Annotated in this window: 28 protein-coding genes and 1 tRNA gene; 24 read left to right on the top strand and 5 right to left on the bottom strand. The window is 43.5% G+C overall.

The annotated features are described in order from the left end of the window. Positions 1-4 precede the first annotated feature (4 nt). From dapA to CL181_RS05245, 3 genes are all read right to left on the bottom strand, one after another. Positions 5-886: a 4-hydroxy-tetrahydrodipicolinate synthase gene (gene dapA / locus CL181_RS05255; RefSeq protein WP_097298194.1), complete on the bottom strand. Its 882-nt coding sequence runs from the start codon at positions 884-886 to the stop codon at positions 5-7. 6 nt (positions 887-892) lie between these two features. Next, on the bottom strand, positions 893-1,093 hold the full coding sequence (locus tag CL181_RS05250) for a 30S ribosomal protein S17e (RefSeq protein WP_097298193.1): 201 nt from the start codon (positions 1,091-1,093) through the stop codon (positions 893-895). Positions 1,094-1,258: 165 nt separating this feature from the next. Next, positions 1,259-1,330: transfer RNA gene (locus CL181_RS05245), tRNA-Gly, on the bottom strand. A 353-nt stretch (positions 1,331-1,683) separates the two neighbouring features. On the opposite strand from CL181_RS05245, the gene CL181_RS05240 reads away from it, so the two are divergent. The 24 genes from CL181_RS05240 to secY are packed head-to-tail and all read left to right on the top strand — an operon-like array spanning position 1,684 to position 14,717. Beyond that, positions 1,684-2,706 carry a 50S ribosomal protein L3 gene (locus CL181_RS05240; protein ID WP_097298192.1) on the top strand — a complete coding sequence of 341 codons (1,023 nt, stop codon included), beginning with the start codon at positions 1,684-1,686 and terminating at the stop codon, positions 2,704-2,706. 4 nt (positions 2,707-2,710) lie between these two features. After that, positions 2,711-3,463: a 50S ribosomal protein L4 gene (rpl4p, locus tag CL181_RS05235; protein ID WP_097298191.1), complete on the top strand. Its 753-nt coding sequence runs from the start codon at positions 2,711-2,713 to the stop codon at positions 3,461-3,463. After that, entirely contained in the window at positions 3,460-3,705 is a 246-nt protein-coding gene (locus CL181_RS05230) for a 50S ribosomal protein L23 (RefSeq protein WP_097298190.1), read from the top strand. The genes rpl4p and CL181_RS05230 overlap by 4 nt, the downstream gene beginning before the upstream one ends. A gap of 9 nt (positions 3,706-3,714) precedes the next feature. Then, positions 3,715-4,425 (top strand): 50S ribosomal protein L2, encoded by a 711-nt coding sequence (locus tag CL181_RS05225; protein ID WP_097298189.1) that lies wholly within the window; start codon positions 3,715-3,717, stop codon positions 4,423-4,425. A 5-nt stretch (positions 4,426-4,430) separates the two neighbouring features. After that, positions 4,431-4,844, top strand: coding sequence for a 30S ribosomal protein S19 (locus CL181_RS05220; RefSeq protein ID WP_097298188.1), 414 nt, complete (start codon positions 4,431-4,433; stop codon positions 4,842-4,844). A 5-nt stretch (positions 4,845-4,849) separates the two neighbouring features. Next, positions 4,850-5,296, top strand: coding sequence for a 50S ribosomal protein L22 (locus tag CL181_RS05215; RefSeq protein WP_097298187.1), 447 nt, complete (start codon positions 4,850-4,852; stop codon positions 5,294-5,296). Beyond that, positions 5,296-6,156, top strand: coding sequence for a 30S ribosomal protein S3 (locus CL181_RS05210; RefSeq protein ID WP_097298186.1), 861 nt, complete (start codon positions 5,296-5,298; stop codon positions 6,154-6,156). The genes CL181_RS05215 and CL181_RS05210 overlap by 1 nt, the downstream gene beginning before the upstream one ends. Positions 6,157-6,158: 2 nt before the next feature. Then, entirely contained in the window at positions 6,159-6,359 is a 201-nt protein-coding gene (gene rpmC / locus CL181_RS05205) for a 50S ribosomal protein L29 (RefSeq protein ID WP_097298185.1), read from the top strand. Further along, entirely contained in the window at positions 6,359-6,670 is a 312-nt protein-coding gene (rnp1, locus tag CL181_RS05200) for a ribonuclease P protein component 1 (RefSeq protein ID WP_097298184.1), read from the top strand. The genes rpmC and rnp1 overlap by 1 nt, the downstream gene beginning before the upstream one ends. Before the next feature lie 13 nt (positions 6,671-6,683). Beyond that, positions 6,684-7,007: a 30S ribosomal protein S17 gene (locus CL181_RS05195; protein ID WP_097298183.1), complete on the top strand. Its 324-nt coding sequence runs from the start codon at positions 6,684-6,686 to the stop codon at positions 7,005-7,007. Continuing rightward, positions 7,004-7,402, top strand: a complete 399-nt coding sequence (locus tag CL181_RS05190; protein ID WP_097298182.1) for a 50S ribosomal protein L14 — start codon at positions 7,004-7,006, stop codon at positions 7,400-7,402. Before CL181_RS05195 ends, CL181_RS05190 begins: the two co-directional genes overlap by 4 nt. 9 nt (positions 7,403-7,411) lie before the next feature. Beyond that, complete coding sequence (gene rplX, locus CL181_RS05185) at positions 7,412-7,753, top strand: 50S ribosomal protein L24 (protein ID WP_097298181.1); 342 nt, start codon at positions 7,412-7,414, stop codon at positions 7,751-7,753. Continuing rightward, on the top strand, positions 7,754-8,443 hold the full coding sequence (locus CL181_RS20130; protein ID WP_176505069.1) for a 30S ribosomal protein S4e: 690 nt from the start codon (positions 7,754-7,756) through the stop codon (positions 8,441-8,443). A gap of 9 nt (positions 8,444-8,452) precedes the next feature. Further along, entirely contained in the window at positions 8,453-8,950 is a 498-nt protein-coding gene (locus CL181_RS20125) for a 50S ribosomal protein L5 (RefSeq protein WP_176505077.1), read from the top strand. Next, positions 8,951-9,103 carry a 30S ribosomal protein S14 gene (locus CL181_RS05175; protein ID WP_097298180.1) on the top strand — a complete coding sequence of 51 codons (153 nt, stop codon included), beginning with the start codon at positions 8,951-8,953 and terminating at the stop codon, positions 9,101-9,103. A 9-nt stretch (positions 9,104-9,112) separates the two neighbouring features. Continuing rightward, on the top strand, positions 9,113-9,502 hold the full coding sequence (locus CL181_RS05170) for a 30S ribosomal protein S8 (protein WP_097298179.1): 390 nt from the start codon (positions 9,113-9,115) through the stop codon (positions 9,500-9,502). Between the two features lie 8 nt (positions 9,503-9,510). Next, the gene (locus CL181_RS05165) at positions 9,511-10,032 is read left to right on the top strand and encodes a 50S ribosomal protein L6 (RefSeq protein WP_097298178.1); all 522 of its coding nucleotides are present in this window, start codon (positions 9,511-9,513) and stop codon (positions 10,030-10,032) included. A 13-nt stretch (positions 10,033-10,045) separates the two neighbouring features. Then, positions 10,046-10,696, top strand: coding sequence for a 50S ribosomal protein L32e (locus CL181_RS05160; protein ID WP_097298177.1), 651 nt, complete (start codon positions 10,046-10,048; stop codon positions 10,694-10,696). 1 nt (position 10,697) lies between these two features. Then, positions 10,698-11,150: a 50S ribosomal protein L19e gene (locus CL181_RS05155; RefSeq protein WP_097298176.1), complete on the top strand. Its 453-nt coding sequence runs from the start codon at positions 10,698-10,700 to the stop codon at positions 11,148-11,150. A gap of 2 nt (positions 11,151-11,152) precedes the next feature. Continuing rightward, a complete protein-coding gene (locus CL181_RS05150; RefSeq protein WP_097298175.1) occupies positions 11,153-11,671 on the top strand; it encodes a 50S ribosomal protein L18 in 519 nt (172 codons plus the stop codon). A gap of 5 nt (positions 11,672-11,676) precedes the next feature. Next, on the top strand, positions 11,677-12,297 hold the full coding sequence (locus CL181_RS05145; protein WP_097298174.1) for a 30S ribosomal protein S5: 621 nt from the start codon (positions 11,677-11,679) through the stop codon (positions 12,295-12,297). Between the two features lie 3 nt (positions 12,298-12,300). Then, positions 12,301-12,762 carry a 50S ribosomal protein L30 gene (locus tag CL181_RS05140; RefSeq protein WP_097298173.1) on the top strand — a complete coding sequence of 154 codons (462 nt, stop codon included), beginning with the start codon at positions 12,301-12,303 and terminating at the stop codon, positions 12,760-12,762. A 5-nt stretch (positions 12,763-12,767) separates the two neighbouring features. Further along, positions 12,768-13,211: an uL15m family ribosomal protein gene (locus CL181_RS05135; RefSeq protein WP_097298172.1), complete on the top strand. Its 444-nt coding sequence runs from the start codon at positions 12,768-12,770 to the stop codon at positions 13,209-13,211. A gap of 21 nt (positions 13,212-13,232) precedes the next feature. Next, positions 13,233-14,717 carry a preprotein translocase subunit SecY gene (gene secY / locus CL181_RS05130; protein ID WP_097298171.1) on the top strand — a complete coding sequence of 495 codons (1,485 nt, stop codon included), beginning with the start codon at positions 13,233-13,235 and terminating at the stop codon, positions 14,715-14,717. A gap of 136 nt (positions 14,718-14,853) precedes the next feature. Here secY and CL181_RS20820 read toward each other — a convergent pair whose 3' ends face one another. Together CL181_RS20820 and CL181_RS19695 are read right to left on the bottom strand one after the other, a co-directional pair. Then, entirely contained in the window at positions 14,854-15,000 is a 147-nt protein-coding gene (locus CL181_RS20820) for a hypothetical protein (RefSeq protein WP_217993091.1), read from the bottom strand. Next, complete coding sequence (locus tag CL181_RS19695) at positions 14,997-15,206, bottom strand: hypothetical protein (protein WP_141398802.1); 210 nt, start codon at positions 15,204-15,206, stop codon at positions 14,997-14,999. Before CL181_RS19695 ends, CL181_RS20820 begins: the two co-directional genes overlap by 4 nt. Between the last annotated feature and the right edge of the window lie 120 nt (positions 15,207-15,326).

Here is a 15,326-nt window from a genome sequence, read left to right as displayed (position 1 = left end):
AGGATCACTTCAATTTCAAAAGATGAAGGTCATTTAAAGCAACTGTCAGCTTTCGCTCATTATCCTGGCTCATGGGAGCAAGAGGAAGCCTCAAATCCCCGGCAGGAAGTCCGATAAGTTCAACAGCTTTCTTGATCGGGATAGGATTTGTCTCCAGAAAGACTGCGCGTATGAGAGGAGCAAGCTTAATATGCAATTTTCTTGCTTCTTCAAAATTCCCATCGCGAAACGCCTCGACCATGGAAACCGTAAGCTTCGGGGCTATATTAGCTACAACGGAAATTACTCCTGCTCCTCCAATTGCCATTATAGGGAGTGTCAGGCCATCATCTCCGGAAAAAACAACAAAATCCTCATCTTGGGTAAGTTCCAGGATCTTTGTAACCTGGTCAAGGTTGCCGCTTGCTTCTTTTACACCGATTATATTGCTCTCTTTTGCAAGCTCGGCCACGACCTCAGGCTTGAGATTGATACCTGTTCGCGAAGGTACATTGTAGAGGATTATTGGAATATCAACTTCATTGGCGATCTTCTTAAAATGAGCACGCATTCCACGGTCATTGGGCTTGTTATAATAAGGGGTGATCAAAAGTGCCGCATCTGCTCCTGCATCTCTGGCAGAATTGGTCAATTCCAGTGCCTCGGTCGTATTATTTGAACCTGTTCCTGCAACAACCGGAACAGTGGAGCATTCTATTGCGATCTCAATGACCTTTTCATGTTCTTCTATGGAAAGTGTCGCAGATTCGCCTGTGGTCCCGCAAGGAACAATACCAGAAACTCCGTTCTCGATAAGAAAACCGATATTCTGCCGTAAACCTTCTTTGTCGACCTTATTATCCTTCGTAAAGGGGGTAATAAGAGCAGGCAGAACACCGTTTAACATAAATCCTTATCTCTTTCTTGTAGCCTTAACTCTCAATTGCCTCACTACATACCCGGCTACCCGATTCCTGATAATCTTACTTTCGACGTCTGTATATTTAGTAACGTTTTCCTTGTTCTGGTTAAAATCAAGACTAAAAGCATCACTATGTTTTTCAAGTAATTGGGCTGTTAATGATTTTACATATCCTTGTCTAATATTTCCCATAATTATTTATCTCCATTTTCCTTCGCATACAACTCCATTATTCATATAGATTTCTGGACATGTAGGTTTCTGGAGGTTCAGTACTTCCGAATACCCTGACTTCCGAACAAGAGATCGTAACCAAACTCCTGGCTTTAGCCTCAGAATTATTTTTGAAAAATGAGATGCACCGATCGGGATTTGAACCCGAGTTATTAGCTTGGAAGGCTAAAGTCATAGCCACTAGACCATCGGTGCAAGTAGGTTGTAGATAGTTTAAAAGGTATAAAAAGCTTTATCTTGCGCCCTGCGAATAGGGAAAATTGGCCTGAAGTACAGCATTATTTTTTCTATTTAATCACCAAAGCATTATATAGTTCTTATTCATTTAAGGCGTAAAGTACGATGCGTATAGATTACGCAAGTTGAAGTCGATCAAAGTCGGATTTGATGAATTGCAAAGGGCCAATGCGGCTACCGTATGCCCGTAAAATGCGTGTAAGTCAAAATCTATTTGTGAAGACATAATTGCAATAACCCATATTGGGTTTGCACTTGCCGTAAAAATACTCCCGCGTATTAATTTATATATTATCGAAAAGGAGGAAAAAATGTCACATCCGCACAGACCAAGACGCGGTTCTATTGGATTCAGTCCGCGCGTTAGAGCAAGAAGCGAAGTACCTCGTGTGAGAGCATGGCCTGCACAAAATGTACAAAAGGAGCCAAAGCTTTTAGGATTTGCAGGGTACAAAGCCGGTATGACACATCTCATAATGAGAGATGAAATCCCAAACAGTTTAACGAACGGGATGGAGATTTCAGTACCGGTAACAATTATGGAAGTTCCTGCAATGAAAGTAGCAGCTATCAGGCTATATAAAAATACCACTTATGGAGCAACTGCTATCGCAGAAGCATGGACAACCGAGCTGGATAAGGAACTCAACCGTGCAATAACCGTACCCAAGAAACATGACTTGCCAGCAGCTATTGCCAGGATCGAGCAGCTTATTAAAGACGGTGTTGCAAAGGATTTGAGGGTGGTAATGTACACAATGCCCGATAAAGTAACAGGAATTCCCAAGAAAAAACCGGAGATCATGGAAAACAGCATAGGTGGAACTGACCTTATGGCACGTTTCCAGTATGCAAAAGGTCTTATCGGGAAAAATATCAGCATAAACGATGTATTCAATAATGGTGATGTTATAGATCTTGTAGGAATAACAATAGGAAAAGGAGTACAGGGACCTGTAAAACGCTGGGGTATCCAGCTCCAGAAAGCCAAACACTCAAGAGCAGGAAGTGTCAGGGAGATCGGTACGCTCGGAGCGTGGCATCCATCACATGTAAGCTGGAGAGTTCCACAACTGGGGCAAACAGGATATCATCAAAGAACCGAATTTAACAAGAGGATCATGCAGATGGGTAAAGATGGAAAGAACGTTACCCCTGAAGGCGGATTCATAAATTACGGTATTGTCAGAAATGATTATGTTATTATAAAGGGAAGCGTACCGGGACCGGTCAAGAGATTAGTCCGCATGCGGCCCGCTATCAGACCAAAGAAACAAACAAAGGGCCAGGCACCTGAAATAACGTATATAAGCCTTGAGTCAAAACAGGGGTGATCCCATGGATTTGAATATAATCGATTTATCTGGAAAATCTACGAAAAAAATTACTTCAACATTGTTCGATGAGCCATACAGACCCGACCTAATTAAGAAAGCAGTATTGGCGGCTCAGGCGAATCGCATGCAGCCTTATGGGCCGCATATGTATGCGGGAATGAGGACATCAGCTGAAGGGTGGGGACCAGGCAGAGGCGTATCGCGTGTCGCCAGACTTATGAATGGCAGCAAGGCAGCAAGAATCCCGCAGGCTGTTAAAGGCAGAGAGGCACATCCTCCCAAGCCTGAAACTGACAGGACTGAAAAGATCAACGACAAGGAGCGAAAGAAAGCTATAAGATCAGCACTTGCTGCGACCGGAAATCTTGAACTTGTCAAAAAGAGAGGACACCAGTTCTCTGCATTATTGCCATTAGTCGTTGCTGATGAATTTAGCGCCCTGACAAGAACAAAGGATGTTAAATCATTCCTTGAGGCAGCCAAATTGTACGATGATATCATCAGAGCAAAACATACAAGGGTCCGGGCAGGCAAAGGCAAGCTCAGGGGCAGGCGATATAAACAGCCAAAAAGCATTCTGATCGTCACCGCTGAAGACAAAGGTGTGGTCAAGGCTGCACGCAATCTTGCAGGTGTTGATGTAGTAAATTATGATCAGCTCAATGCAGAATTACTGGCTCCTGGAACGCATGCAGGACGCCTGACAATATATACCGAGTCAGCAATATCAAAACTCGAGGAGAAAATGCAATGATACAGCATCCTTATGTCACAGAAAAAGCAACGCTGATGGCTGAAAATAACAATGTTCTCCAGTTCATCGTTGATACCAATGACAGCAGAACCAATGTAAAAAGAGAGGTTGAGACACTTTTTAAAGTAAAAGTGGCAAGCGTCAATATGATGATGACCTCAAAAGGAAAAAAGAAAGCCATTGTGAGTTTCGCAGACCCAAATACTGCGACAGAACTTGCTTCAAGGCTAGGAATATTCTAAGGTGAGAAAATGGGAAAAAGAGTAATGGGTCAAAGCAGGGGAAAAGGTTCTCCTACATATACAGCACCGTCTCATAAATTCAAAGCGAATCTAATGCATTTGAAAGTGGAAGAGGGAATTATAACTGGAAAAGTGCTTGAAATAATACACGATACAGCACGTTCGGCTCCTATTGCCCGCATATCGTTCGACAACGGGCAGGAACGCCTGATGCTTATCCCTGAAGGCACAGAAGTCAACCAGACAATACAGTGCGGCATTTCAGCTCCAGTGGAACCGGGAAATACCCTGGTACTGGCAGAAATACCCGAAGGAATACCAATCTGTAATGTAGAGTCACAGCCTGGCGATGGTGGGAAATTTGCCCGCGCCTCAGGCATGTACGGGATACTTGTTGCGCATGATGTGGGTAAGACCGTAGTGCAATTGCCAAGTGGAGAGATGAAATGGCTTAATCCAAAATGCAGGGCAACCATCGGGGTCGTCGCAGGAAGCGGACGTACCGAGAAGCCGTTCGTCAAGGCAGGAAAGAAATTCTACAGGATGAAAGTAAGGGCACGAAAATGGCCAAGAAGCAGAGGCGTAGCAATGAATGTTGTTGACCATCCGTTCGGAGGCGGAGGACGCCAGCACCCTGGAAGACCAAAGACCGTAGCAAGGGGCACGCCGCCCGGAAGAAAAGTCGGCTCTATTGCCGCAAGAAGGACAGGAAAGAGGTGAGTTAAATGGCGAGAAAAGAATCATCGAAAATACCAAAGAGAAAGGGTGAATTCACATTCAGAGGAAAATCCGTAGAGGATCTCAAAAAGTTAAGTTATGATGAGTTCGCACTGCTTGTTCCCTCAAGACAGCGCCGCACTATACAGCGCGGATTTTCAGAGGATCATAAAAAATTACTGCATAAAGTTAAAATAAAGGACCAGAATATCAGGACGCACTTAAGAGACATGATAGTTCTTCCGGAAATGGTAGGTTTGAAAATAGCTATCCATAGCGGTAAAGAATTCGTGCCGATCGATATTATTCCTGAGATGATGGGTCATTATTTCGGTGAGTTTGTGCTTACACGAAAGAAAGTTTCTCACGGAGCAGCAGGTATCGGTGCAACAAAATCAAGCAAATTCGTTCCATTGAAGTGATTTACATGAAATTAAATTTCTCTATTGAACCCGCGCCTGAAAAAACATCTAAGGCCATGGGAAAGGAACTTCATATTTCAAGAAAACAGGCACATGAGATCGCAACAGCCATCAAAGGCATGAAACTCGACATTGCGCAGAAATTTCTTGAAAATGTAGCTGCATTGAAACAGGCTGTGCCTTATAAAAGATTCACACGGAATATCCCCCACAGGAAAGGAATGTGCAGTGGCAGATACCCGCAGAAAGCCGCCAGGGAATTTTTATGTATTATAAAAAATGCACAAAGTAATGCCACATACAAAGGCCTTGATCCGGAATCCATGAGAATTATTCATGTAGAAACAAAGAAGGGCCATAGTTATATGGGGCAGTTCCCCAGAGCACAGGGAAGAGCAACGCCCAAGAGACAGGAAACAGTTACAGTAGAAATGATAGCAGAGGTGCAATAATGGGCGTTGAGAAAAAGTTCGTCAAAAACGGGTTTGATAAAACCCAGATGGCAGAATACTTTTCAAAACAATTGGAAAGAGCAGGTTATGGAGGCATGAATATCAACAGGACCCCAATGGGTACCCAGGTGACAATTTTTGCTGAAAAGCCTGGAATGATAATCGGAAAAGGCGGAAGGACGATTCACAAGTTGACACATGACCTTGAAACGGTTTTCCGTGTTGATAATCCGCAAATAGATGTCCAGGAAGTAAAAATCCCTGAACTGAATGCCCAGATGATGGCATCAAGATTGGCCGGAGCAATCGAACGCGGCCTGTACTTCAGGAAAGCCGGCCATAACATGCTAAGAAGAATAATGGAATCAGGAGCTCTCGGATGCGAAATTGATATTGCCGGCAAATTGACAGGCCCCAGGAAGAGGACTGAAAAATTCGTGGCAGGCAATATGCTCCATGCAGGTAACCCTGCAATGGAACTGGTTGATAAAGGCTTTGCCATTGCGATAAAGAAACTTGGAGTTATCGGATGCCGTGTAAGGTTAATCCGGCCAAGCGTTAAACTTCCGGGCAGGTTTAAGACAACAGAGATCGCAGTTCCACAGGAAGCTGCAGCTGCTGGAAAGAAACCGGAAGGCATTAAAGAACTCGTAAAGGCTGCACCTGTTCCTGCCGAAAAAAAACCGGAGATAAAACCGGAGATAACCAGACCAGCACCTGAAACAGCAAAGGAAACAGTTCCTGAAGAGATCCATACTGGTAATATCGAGGAAAGGATGCATGGCGATGTCTTAGAACATAAACATGCGCAATACGATTACTGGCACCCGGCATCACGCACTCATAAGATGGAGGAGTAGTCATGGCAATATTGAGAAGTGATGAAATACGGAAAATGAACAATGATGAGAGGCAAGAGGAACTGGATAAAATATTAATGGAGTTGATCAGGGAACGCGCTATTGCTTCAGCAGGCGGCGCACCTGAAAGTCCGGGAAAAATGAAAGAAATAAAAAGAACGATAGCAAGGATCAGAACTATCCAGACGGAGAAAAATAAATAATGAAGCTGACACCACACAATATCATACACCATGAACTCATAGGTCTTGATACACAGGTAGTGGACAGCACGAACATGTCCCTCATCGGAATTGAGGGAAAAATAGTTAATGAAACAAAGAATTTACTGACCATAGAAACTGATGTCCAGGAAAAAAACATTCCAAAATCCTGTTCATCTTTTAGATTCACAATTCCGTCGGTTGACGGCAAACGTTACTTGCCTTTGACACTAAAAGTTGACGGAAGATTATTGCTCTCGCAACCCGAAAACAGAATCCAGACAAAATTCAAGAAGAAATTCAGGAAATAAAAGAGGTATAATAATGACACGCGATATTGGGTTGGATGTTCAACCGCCAACAAAAGAATGCATAGACCCGAATTGTCCATTTCATGGAACCCTGCCGGTCAGAGGGCAGGTTTTAAGTGGAGTAGTTGTAAGCGACAAAATGGATAAAACAGTGGTCGTACAGAGAACATATGTGAAAAAGAACACAAAATATGAGCGATACGAGAAAAGAAAAACCAAAGTACATGCTCATAATCCTCCCTGCATGAATGCAGAAGAAGGTGCAAAAGTAACGATTGCTGAATGCCGCCCTTTGAGTAAGACAAAATCCTATGTAATAATAGAGGTGCTAAAATGAGAGGGATGAAGGCAAAAATACCCCGCTCAATAAATACAGCAGCACGAATGGAAGTTGCTGATAATACAGGTGCGCGAATTGTAGAAGTCATATCTGTATTGAAATATCGCGGTGTCAGGAACAGAATGCCTCGCGGTGGTGTAGGAGATACTCTTATAGTAAGTGTCAAAAAAGGAACCCCGGAAACAAGGAAACAGATGTTCAAAGCTGTTATAATACGCCAGAAAAAAGAATTCAGGCGCCCCGATGGAATGAGGGTTTCTTTTGAAGATAATGCAGTAGTGATCGTAGATGATGAAGGCGTGCCCAAGGGTACGGAAATAAAAGGACCTGTAGCCAGGGAAGCAGCGGAACGCTATTCTAAAATTTCATCCGCAGCTTCGATAATAGTTTAGGTGAGAAAAATGGTATCAACACAACCAAGAAAACAAAGAAAATCCAGGTATCAGGCGCCTCTCCATATCAGGCATAAATTCATGGGTGCGATGTTAAGTCCTGAACTTCGGGAAAAACATGAAATCAAAAGCATTCCTATCCATGCAGGAGATACTGTGAAAGTAATGCGCGGAGACCATAAAGGTACAGAAGGAAAGGTAGCAAAAGTAAATCTTACAAGTATGACAATTACCGTTGATGGTGTAAGTGTTACAAAATCCGACGGCACAGAAGTGCCAAGACCTGTACAACCTTCGAATGTAATGATAACGAAATTAGAAACAAAAGATGAAAAACGCCTGGGTGATTAAATGGCAACACATCAGAAAAGAGTAGCCGCGCCCATATCATGGCCTATTACCAGAAAAACATATCACTGGGTAGTTGGAGCTAATCCTGGAGCCCATTCAACGGAAACCGGTATTCCGCTACTTGTGGTCGTACGTGACATCCTTAAGATCGCAAACAATGCCAGGGAAGCTAAAAGGATAATTAATGAAAAGAACATTTGCATAGACGGTGTGATAAGAACAGACTATAAATACATGATTGGTCTTTTCGATATAATATCATTACCAGCTACTAATGAATACTATCGTGTTCTTTTTGATTCAAAGAACAGGTTCAAACTGTTCAAAGAAGATGCAAATGCTGGAAAACTATGCAGGATAAACAATAAAACAATTGTTAGAAAAGGGGCTGTACAGCTTAACCTGCATGACGGTACTAATGTCCTTGCATCCAATGATTACAAGACTTTTGATACAGTAATTCTTGATACTGACCGCAAGATCATGAAACACATAGGTTACAAAACCGGAAATCTTGCAATGATCGTGGGTGGCGAACATTCGGGTGAAATCGGGAAGATTAAACAGATCCGAAAAGTCAGAGGCTCAGGAACGAACATGGTAGCAATATCCAATGAAACTGAATTTGAGACAATTGAAGATTATGTATATGTAATAGGTGAAACCACACCACAGATCAAGGTGGTATAAATGAATACGATGAGAACACCTTCAATTGATAAAGTGACTGTACATATCTGTACAGGAGAATCAGGCGAGCGATTGACCAATGCAGAAAAATTACTCGGTACCATAGTCAAGCAAAAACCCGTCAGATCCATGGCAAAGAAAACGCTGCCGAATTTTTCAATCAAGAAACATGAACCGATCGGATGCAAGGTGACCTTAAGGGGACTCCATGCCCAGGAATTCCTTAAAACCGCATTGAAGATCATTGAAAATAAGATAAGTGCAACACAATTCGATGAAAATGGGAATTTTTCATTCGGGGTTGAGGAACATACTGATTTTCCAGGAATGAAATACGATCCCTCAATCGGGATATACGGAATGGATATCAATGTGGCTCTAAAAAGAGCGGGATACAGGATAAAGTCAAGAAAAATTGAGAAACACAAAGTATCCCATGATCATAGATTGAAAAAAGACGACGTAATTTCTTTTGTTAAAGAGAAATACGGTGTGGAGGTAATTTAAATGGAACGAAGTAATAAAAAATTTGGAGCCGGTGCCAATGCCTGCAAACGCTGCGGCAGGAAACAGGGGCTAGTCCGGAAATATGGATTATACCTCTGCAGACAGTGCTTCAGGGACACAGCATACCAGATGGGCTTTGAGAAATATACATAGGTGATTACAATGTTATTAGATCCACTTGCAGATGCATTATCAACAATAAAAAATGCAGAAACCATAGGCAAACCAGATTGCACTATCAAGCCCGCTTCAAAACTAATAGGAAACGTGCTTAAAGTCATGAAGGATAAAGCTTATATTGGCGATTTCGAATTCATCGATGATGGGAAATCGGGCAATTTCAAGGTACAGCTTAAAGGAAAAATCAACAAATGCGGAGTAATCAGACCGCGTCATGCCGTGAAGAATACCGATTTTGAGAAATGGGAAAAGCGGTATTTGCCAGCAAAGGGCTTCGGTTCTATTATCCTGACAACTCCTGAGGGTGTCATGACCCACAGTGAAGCCAGGGATAATGGTATTGGCGGAGAATTACTTGCTTTTGTTTATTAGGTGATAGTATGGAAACAAAAAGAACTATAGAGATCCCTGAAGGCGTCAATATTAACATCGACACCACGAACGTATCGATATCAGGCCCGCAGGGTCAGCTCCAGAAAAAACTCTGGTATCCGGGAGTTGCCATAAAGAAGGCTGATTCCGAACTTACTGTGGAGACAAACATTCCACGAAGAGAACAGCTCGCTATCCTTGGTACGTATGAGTCCCACTTAAAAAATATGATCGCGGGCGTGACTAAGGGATACGAATATAAGATGAAAGTCGTTTATTCACATTTCCCTATCCAGATAAAGACCGAAGGGAACAAAGTAATAATTGCTAATTTCCTGGGCGAAAAGAAGGCAAGAAAAGCCAATATCCTGGGTAATACCAAAGTCACAATAAAAGGTGACCAGGTCATACTGAATGGTATCAATAAGGAAGATGTAGGGCAGACAGCAGCCAATATCCGCCAGGCTACAAAGATCAAAAGATTTGACCCAAGGGTGTTCCAGGACGGAATTTACCTGGTGGAACAGTAAGGAAGGTGAAAATATGGAAAATGAAGCGATCGAACAACTTACAACTATCGATGGTGTTGGCAAGGCTAAAGCGAAAATTCTTTATGATACAGGATTCGAGACAATAGAATCTATAAAAAATGCAAGCGAAGAAGAGATTGCAGGCATAAAAGGAATCGGCGAAAAACTTGGCCAGAAGATCAAAGCTGCTGCAGACCAGATAGTGATCGAAGAAGAAAAGACAGAAGAGGAGACTGCTGAAAAAATCGAGGCATCACCTGTTACTATCACACTCGATACAGAAACAAAAAGACTTCTTAATATAAGAAAAAAACAGAAAAGCAAGAAACCCACATTCAAGCAGACAGATTCCCATAAAAAGAAGAAGCTTGCAGATTACTGGAGGAAACCTGACGGCATACATAATAAGACACGGTATGCAAAGCATGGAAAATGTCCTCTTGTAGAAGCAGGATATGGAAGTCCGGCGGCTGTTCGCGGGCTCCATCCATCAGGATTTGAAGAGATCATTGTAAATAATATTAAAGATGTTGAATCTCTTAAGACCGACAGGCAGGCTGGAAGAATAGGCAGAACAGTTGGAGCAAGAAAGCGCAGCATTATCGAAATGAAAGCTGCAGAATTGGGATTGAAGATTCTAAATCCCACACAGAAGGTAGATTAAAATGACAGATCTTGCAAATCAGAGAAGACTTGCGGCAGAAGTTATGGATATCGGGGTCAACCGCGTATGGATGGATCCCGAAGCATTCAAGGATATAGCAACAGCTCTTACGCGGGAAGATATCCGTAAATTGATCAGCGAAGAGAAGATCGGAAAAAGAAATATCCGGGGAGTAAGCCGCGGAAGAGCCAGAAAAGTTGATGAGACACGTGCATACGGACACAGGAAAGGCCATGGTTCAAGGTCCGGAGCAAAAGGCGCAAGGAACCCTAAGAAAGAACAATGGATGAAAAAGATCCGTGCATTGCGCAGCCAGCTTAAGGAAATGAAAGAGAACAAGACCATCGAAGTCTCAACATACAGGAAATTATACCGCAAAGCCAAAGGCGGAGAATACAGAAGCAGGGCACATCTTATTGCCCATGTAGAACAGCTTAAAGCCAGGGAGGCTTGAATATGGCAACAGGATCACGATACAAAGTAAAATTCAGAAGAGTCCGGATGGGCAAAACGGATTATCGCACAAGAAAGCAATTGTTGATATCAAAAAAACCCAGGCTTGTGATCAGAAAAAGCCTGAAAAACACGCAGATACAGATAATAGTACCTCAATCAGCAGGAGATTCAACACTAGTCTCGGCCAACACACAGGATTTAAAAAAATACGGCTATACTGCCCCGACCGGAAATATCACCTCAGCGTATCTGGCAGGATTATTGCTCGGATACAGGGCAAAGAAAAAAGGGCAGACAGAGGCAATAACTGACCTGGGATTGTACCATACTACCAAGGGTGGACTGCTGTTTGCAGCATTAAAAGGTGCTGTAGATGCAGGTCTTGACATACCCCATGACCCCGCAATATTCCCATCGGAAGACAGGATCATGGGCAAGCATATTGACAAATACAGGAAAACCAATATTGCAGAACAATTCCAGACCGTTAAACAAAAGATCGAGGGCGAATTCAGGTGAATAAAATGAGAGACAAAGGATTTGAACAACAGAAAGAGGAATGGTTCCCTCAGACAAGACTGGGTAAACTGGTCAAGGAGGGACAGGTTACAACAATGAGTGAAGCCCTTGCATCGGGATTGCCGATAAGAGAGTCCCAGATTGTGGATGCATTGCTGCCCGAGATCAGAGATGAAGTTCTTGATATCAATATGGTCCAAAGAATGACAGACTCAGGAAGAAGAGTAAAATTCAGGGCAACAGTCATCGTTGGTAATGGTGATGGTTTCATAGGTATTGGAGAGGGAAAAGATGTCCAGGTTGGAATAGCTATCCGAAAAGCGATAGACACTGCCAAGATGAATGTGATCGGTATTAAACGCGGCTGCGGCTCATGGGAATGCGGCTGCGGACAGGGTCATACAGTACCTTTTGAAGTAAAGGGTAAAACCGGAAGTGTGGAAGTCAGGCTTTTACCTGCTCCCCGCGGACTCGGGATTGCTTCAGGCGGGACTGCTAAAAAAGTGCTTGAAATTGCAGGAATAAAAGACGTATGGACAAACGTTAGCGGTGAAACGCGAACAACCCTTAATTTCGCAAAAGCGACTTTTGATGCACTTATAAAAACAACAACTATGAAGGTGTGAAAAATGTACGCTATAGTAAAACTTCGCGGAGAAGTAAAAACCAGGCAGGATATCAGGGATACATTAAGAATGTTACACCTTGACAGGGTAAATCACTGTGTGGTAGTCCCTGAAACGCCCACCTACCATGGAATGATCCATAAAGCAAAGGATTACGTTGCATGGGGCGTCATAACCCCGGAAACACTTGCAGAAATGCTTGAGAATAGAGGCAAGCTCGAAGGCGGAAATGATCTTACTGAGAAATACCTGAGCGAGAACACAAAATTCAAATCCTTCAAAGAACTGGCTAAAGCCATATGCGAAGGAAGCACATCAATCTCTGACATTCCTAAAATGAAACCTGTTTTCAGGATGCATCCGGCAAGAAAAGGCTTGAAGGGTACCAAGAGAACTTTCCAGGAAGGAGGAGATCTCGGATTCCACGGAACCCAGATCAATGCCCTGTTAACCAAGATGAGGTAATTATCATGAGCAAACAAAAAACCAAGAAATTCAGGGGATCAAGGACATGCGGCGGAGGCACGCATAAGAATAGAAGAGGCGGAGGAAGCAGCGGTGGACGCGGGAATGCCGGAACATGCAAGCATCATTTTGTCCGCTCAATGCAGCGCGGCTTGAGTTTTGGTAAGCACGGTTTCAAACGCCCGCAGTCCGTGACATCAGATTTGATAATCGTGAATATAGGAGAGATCGATGAAGCAATTGAGCAACTGGTAATAGATGGATTTGCAGAACAGAAAGGAAATGCATTCCACATTGACCTTGGCAGCATCGGTATTGAAAAAGTTCTTGGAAGTGGAAAAGTAACCAAACCATTATTCGTAACCGCTTCCGAGTTCTCGTCTGTCGCAAAGCAGAAGATTGAAGAAGCTAAAGGGCAGATAATTTCCCCTTTAGAAAAACCAGAATAGATAAAACAAGAGTAAAAAAATATGGCATTTGAAAGTCTTGCACCCCTATTGAACCGTCTTCCTGCGGTTACACGCCCGGAAGGCCATGTGCATTTTAAGAAAAAACTTGGATGGACATTGGGAATTCTTGTCCTGTATTTCGTTTTGGCCAATATCCCGCTATTCGGGCTGGATAAAAGCTCGATCGATCTGTTCGAACTTTACAGGGCATTCTTCGCCGGAGCCTCAGGTTCACTGATGGTCCTGGGAATAGGTCCGATAGTGACAGCTTCAATAGTGCTGCAATTGCTTGTGGGAGCAAATGTCATAAAAATGGATCTGACAGATCCACATCAACAGGCCATCTTCCAGGGTTTGCAGAAACTTCTTGTTTTTGTAATGATCGCTCTTGAAGCCCTGCCGCAGATTCTTGGCGGATTTATGAAAGCAGATGCAGGGCTTGCAGCGACGCTTGGCGTTGACGTGAGCTTTATAACACTGCTGCTATTCCTTCAGGTTTGTATGGGCGGTGTATTAATTCTCTACATGGATGAAATAGTCTCCAAGTGGGGCATAGGCTCAGGTGTTGGATTGTTTATTATCGCCGGCGTATCGCAACAGATAGTCCAGGGTCTGTTTAACTGGAATACCGATGAAACGGGAGTAGTCCCGATTGGTATCATTCCCAAATGGATATACATGGCAGGTCCGACCTCAGGGATTGATTTGAATTATATCGTTAATAATACGGTTCCATTCCTCTACAATGCAGGAATACTTGCACTGTTTAGTACAATCGGTATCTATCTAATGGTTGTTTATGTGGAAAGCACGCGTATCGAGATACCTCTTGCCCATGCTGCTGTAAGAGGAGCGCGCGGGCGATTCCCTGTAAAACTCATCTATGCAAGCGTTTTGCCTATGATTCTTGTAAGGGCGCTCCAGGCAAATATCCAGATGATAGGCCTGATTCTTTCAAGCAAAGGTATAACGACACTGGGAATTTATGCACGAGATGGAACGCCTGTGGGTGGTCTTATGTATTTCCTTTCACCCATAAACGGGCCAAGTGACTGGATACCTTCTCTTGTTGGGCCCAGATTCACGAGTCTTGGCTTTGCAGAGCCTGCGTTATGGAAGATACTCCTGCATGTTTTCACTGATGCGTCCATGCTTATCATTGGTGGTATAATCTTTGCTCTTTTCTGGGTCGAGACCACAGGGATGGGTGCAAAGCAGGTCGCAGCAAAGATCCAGAAGTCAGGAATGCAGATCCCAGGCTACCGCAGAAGCAGCGGGACACTTGAACGAGTAATGCAGCGGTATGTTCCCAAAGTAACAGTTATCGGCGGGGCATTTATCGGGATTCTTACACTCATTGCAAGTTTACTTGGTACTCTTGGCGGCGCAGGCGGAACAGGCCTGTTGCTGACAGTAAGTATCATGTACAGGTTATATGAGGATATTGCAAGCCAGCAGATGATGGAAATGCACCCGATGATGAGAAGCTTCTTCGGGAAGGAATAAAACTGCAGAACTTTTGTTCTGCGGTTTCTACTGTTTTTCCTGAAAATTGAAAATAAATTCGGTAAGGATAATCAATCACGGAGGACGCAGAGATCACAGAGTTGTAATCTGTCGAGTAGAGCCCATAGCCCACCTTTTATTGAGGTAATAGCCCCAGGGTTATACTATGAGCCCCCTCACAGAACCGGACTTGAAGATTTCCCTCATCCGGCTCTTCAGAAGCACATCCTCTATGCGTTTTTGTGTAGCTTTTAGAGTTCTTAGACATCAGTTTTGTTGTCATCTATTTCCCACCTCTAAGTGTGGTAGATGTGACCCTGAAGTCACCCATACTTCTGTCAGTCCCTTCCCTCCACAGGAATTACCCTGCTTCAACGGTACTACGAACTGATCCGACTCCCAGAATGTTATTTGCAATATCTTACCGTTTATAGGCTTGATATCACATACTCCTTTTGGGAGAGCATCCTGGGTCTCCCGAGTTCCCATATTCACCGTTTGATACCATGCTGCGGTCTTAGACCCCGTTGGATTCACAGCACCTTGCCGTTCGCAGCTCTCTGCTATATTCCAAGACCGGAGATGCTTAATTTCGGTGATGTGATTGCT

Source organism: Candidatus Methanoperedens sp. BLZ2 (assembly GCF_002487355.1).
Taxonomy (GTDB): Archaea; Halobacteriota; Methanosarcinia; order Methanosarcinales; family Methanoperedenaceae; genus Methanoperedens.
This window is presented reverse-complemented; position numbering and strand designations above follow the sequence as displayed.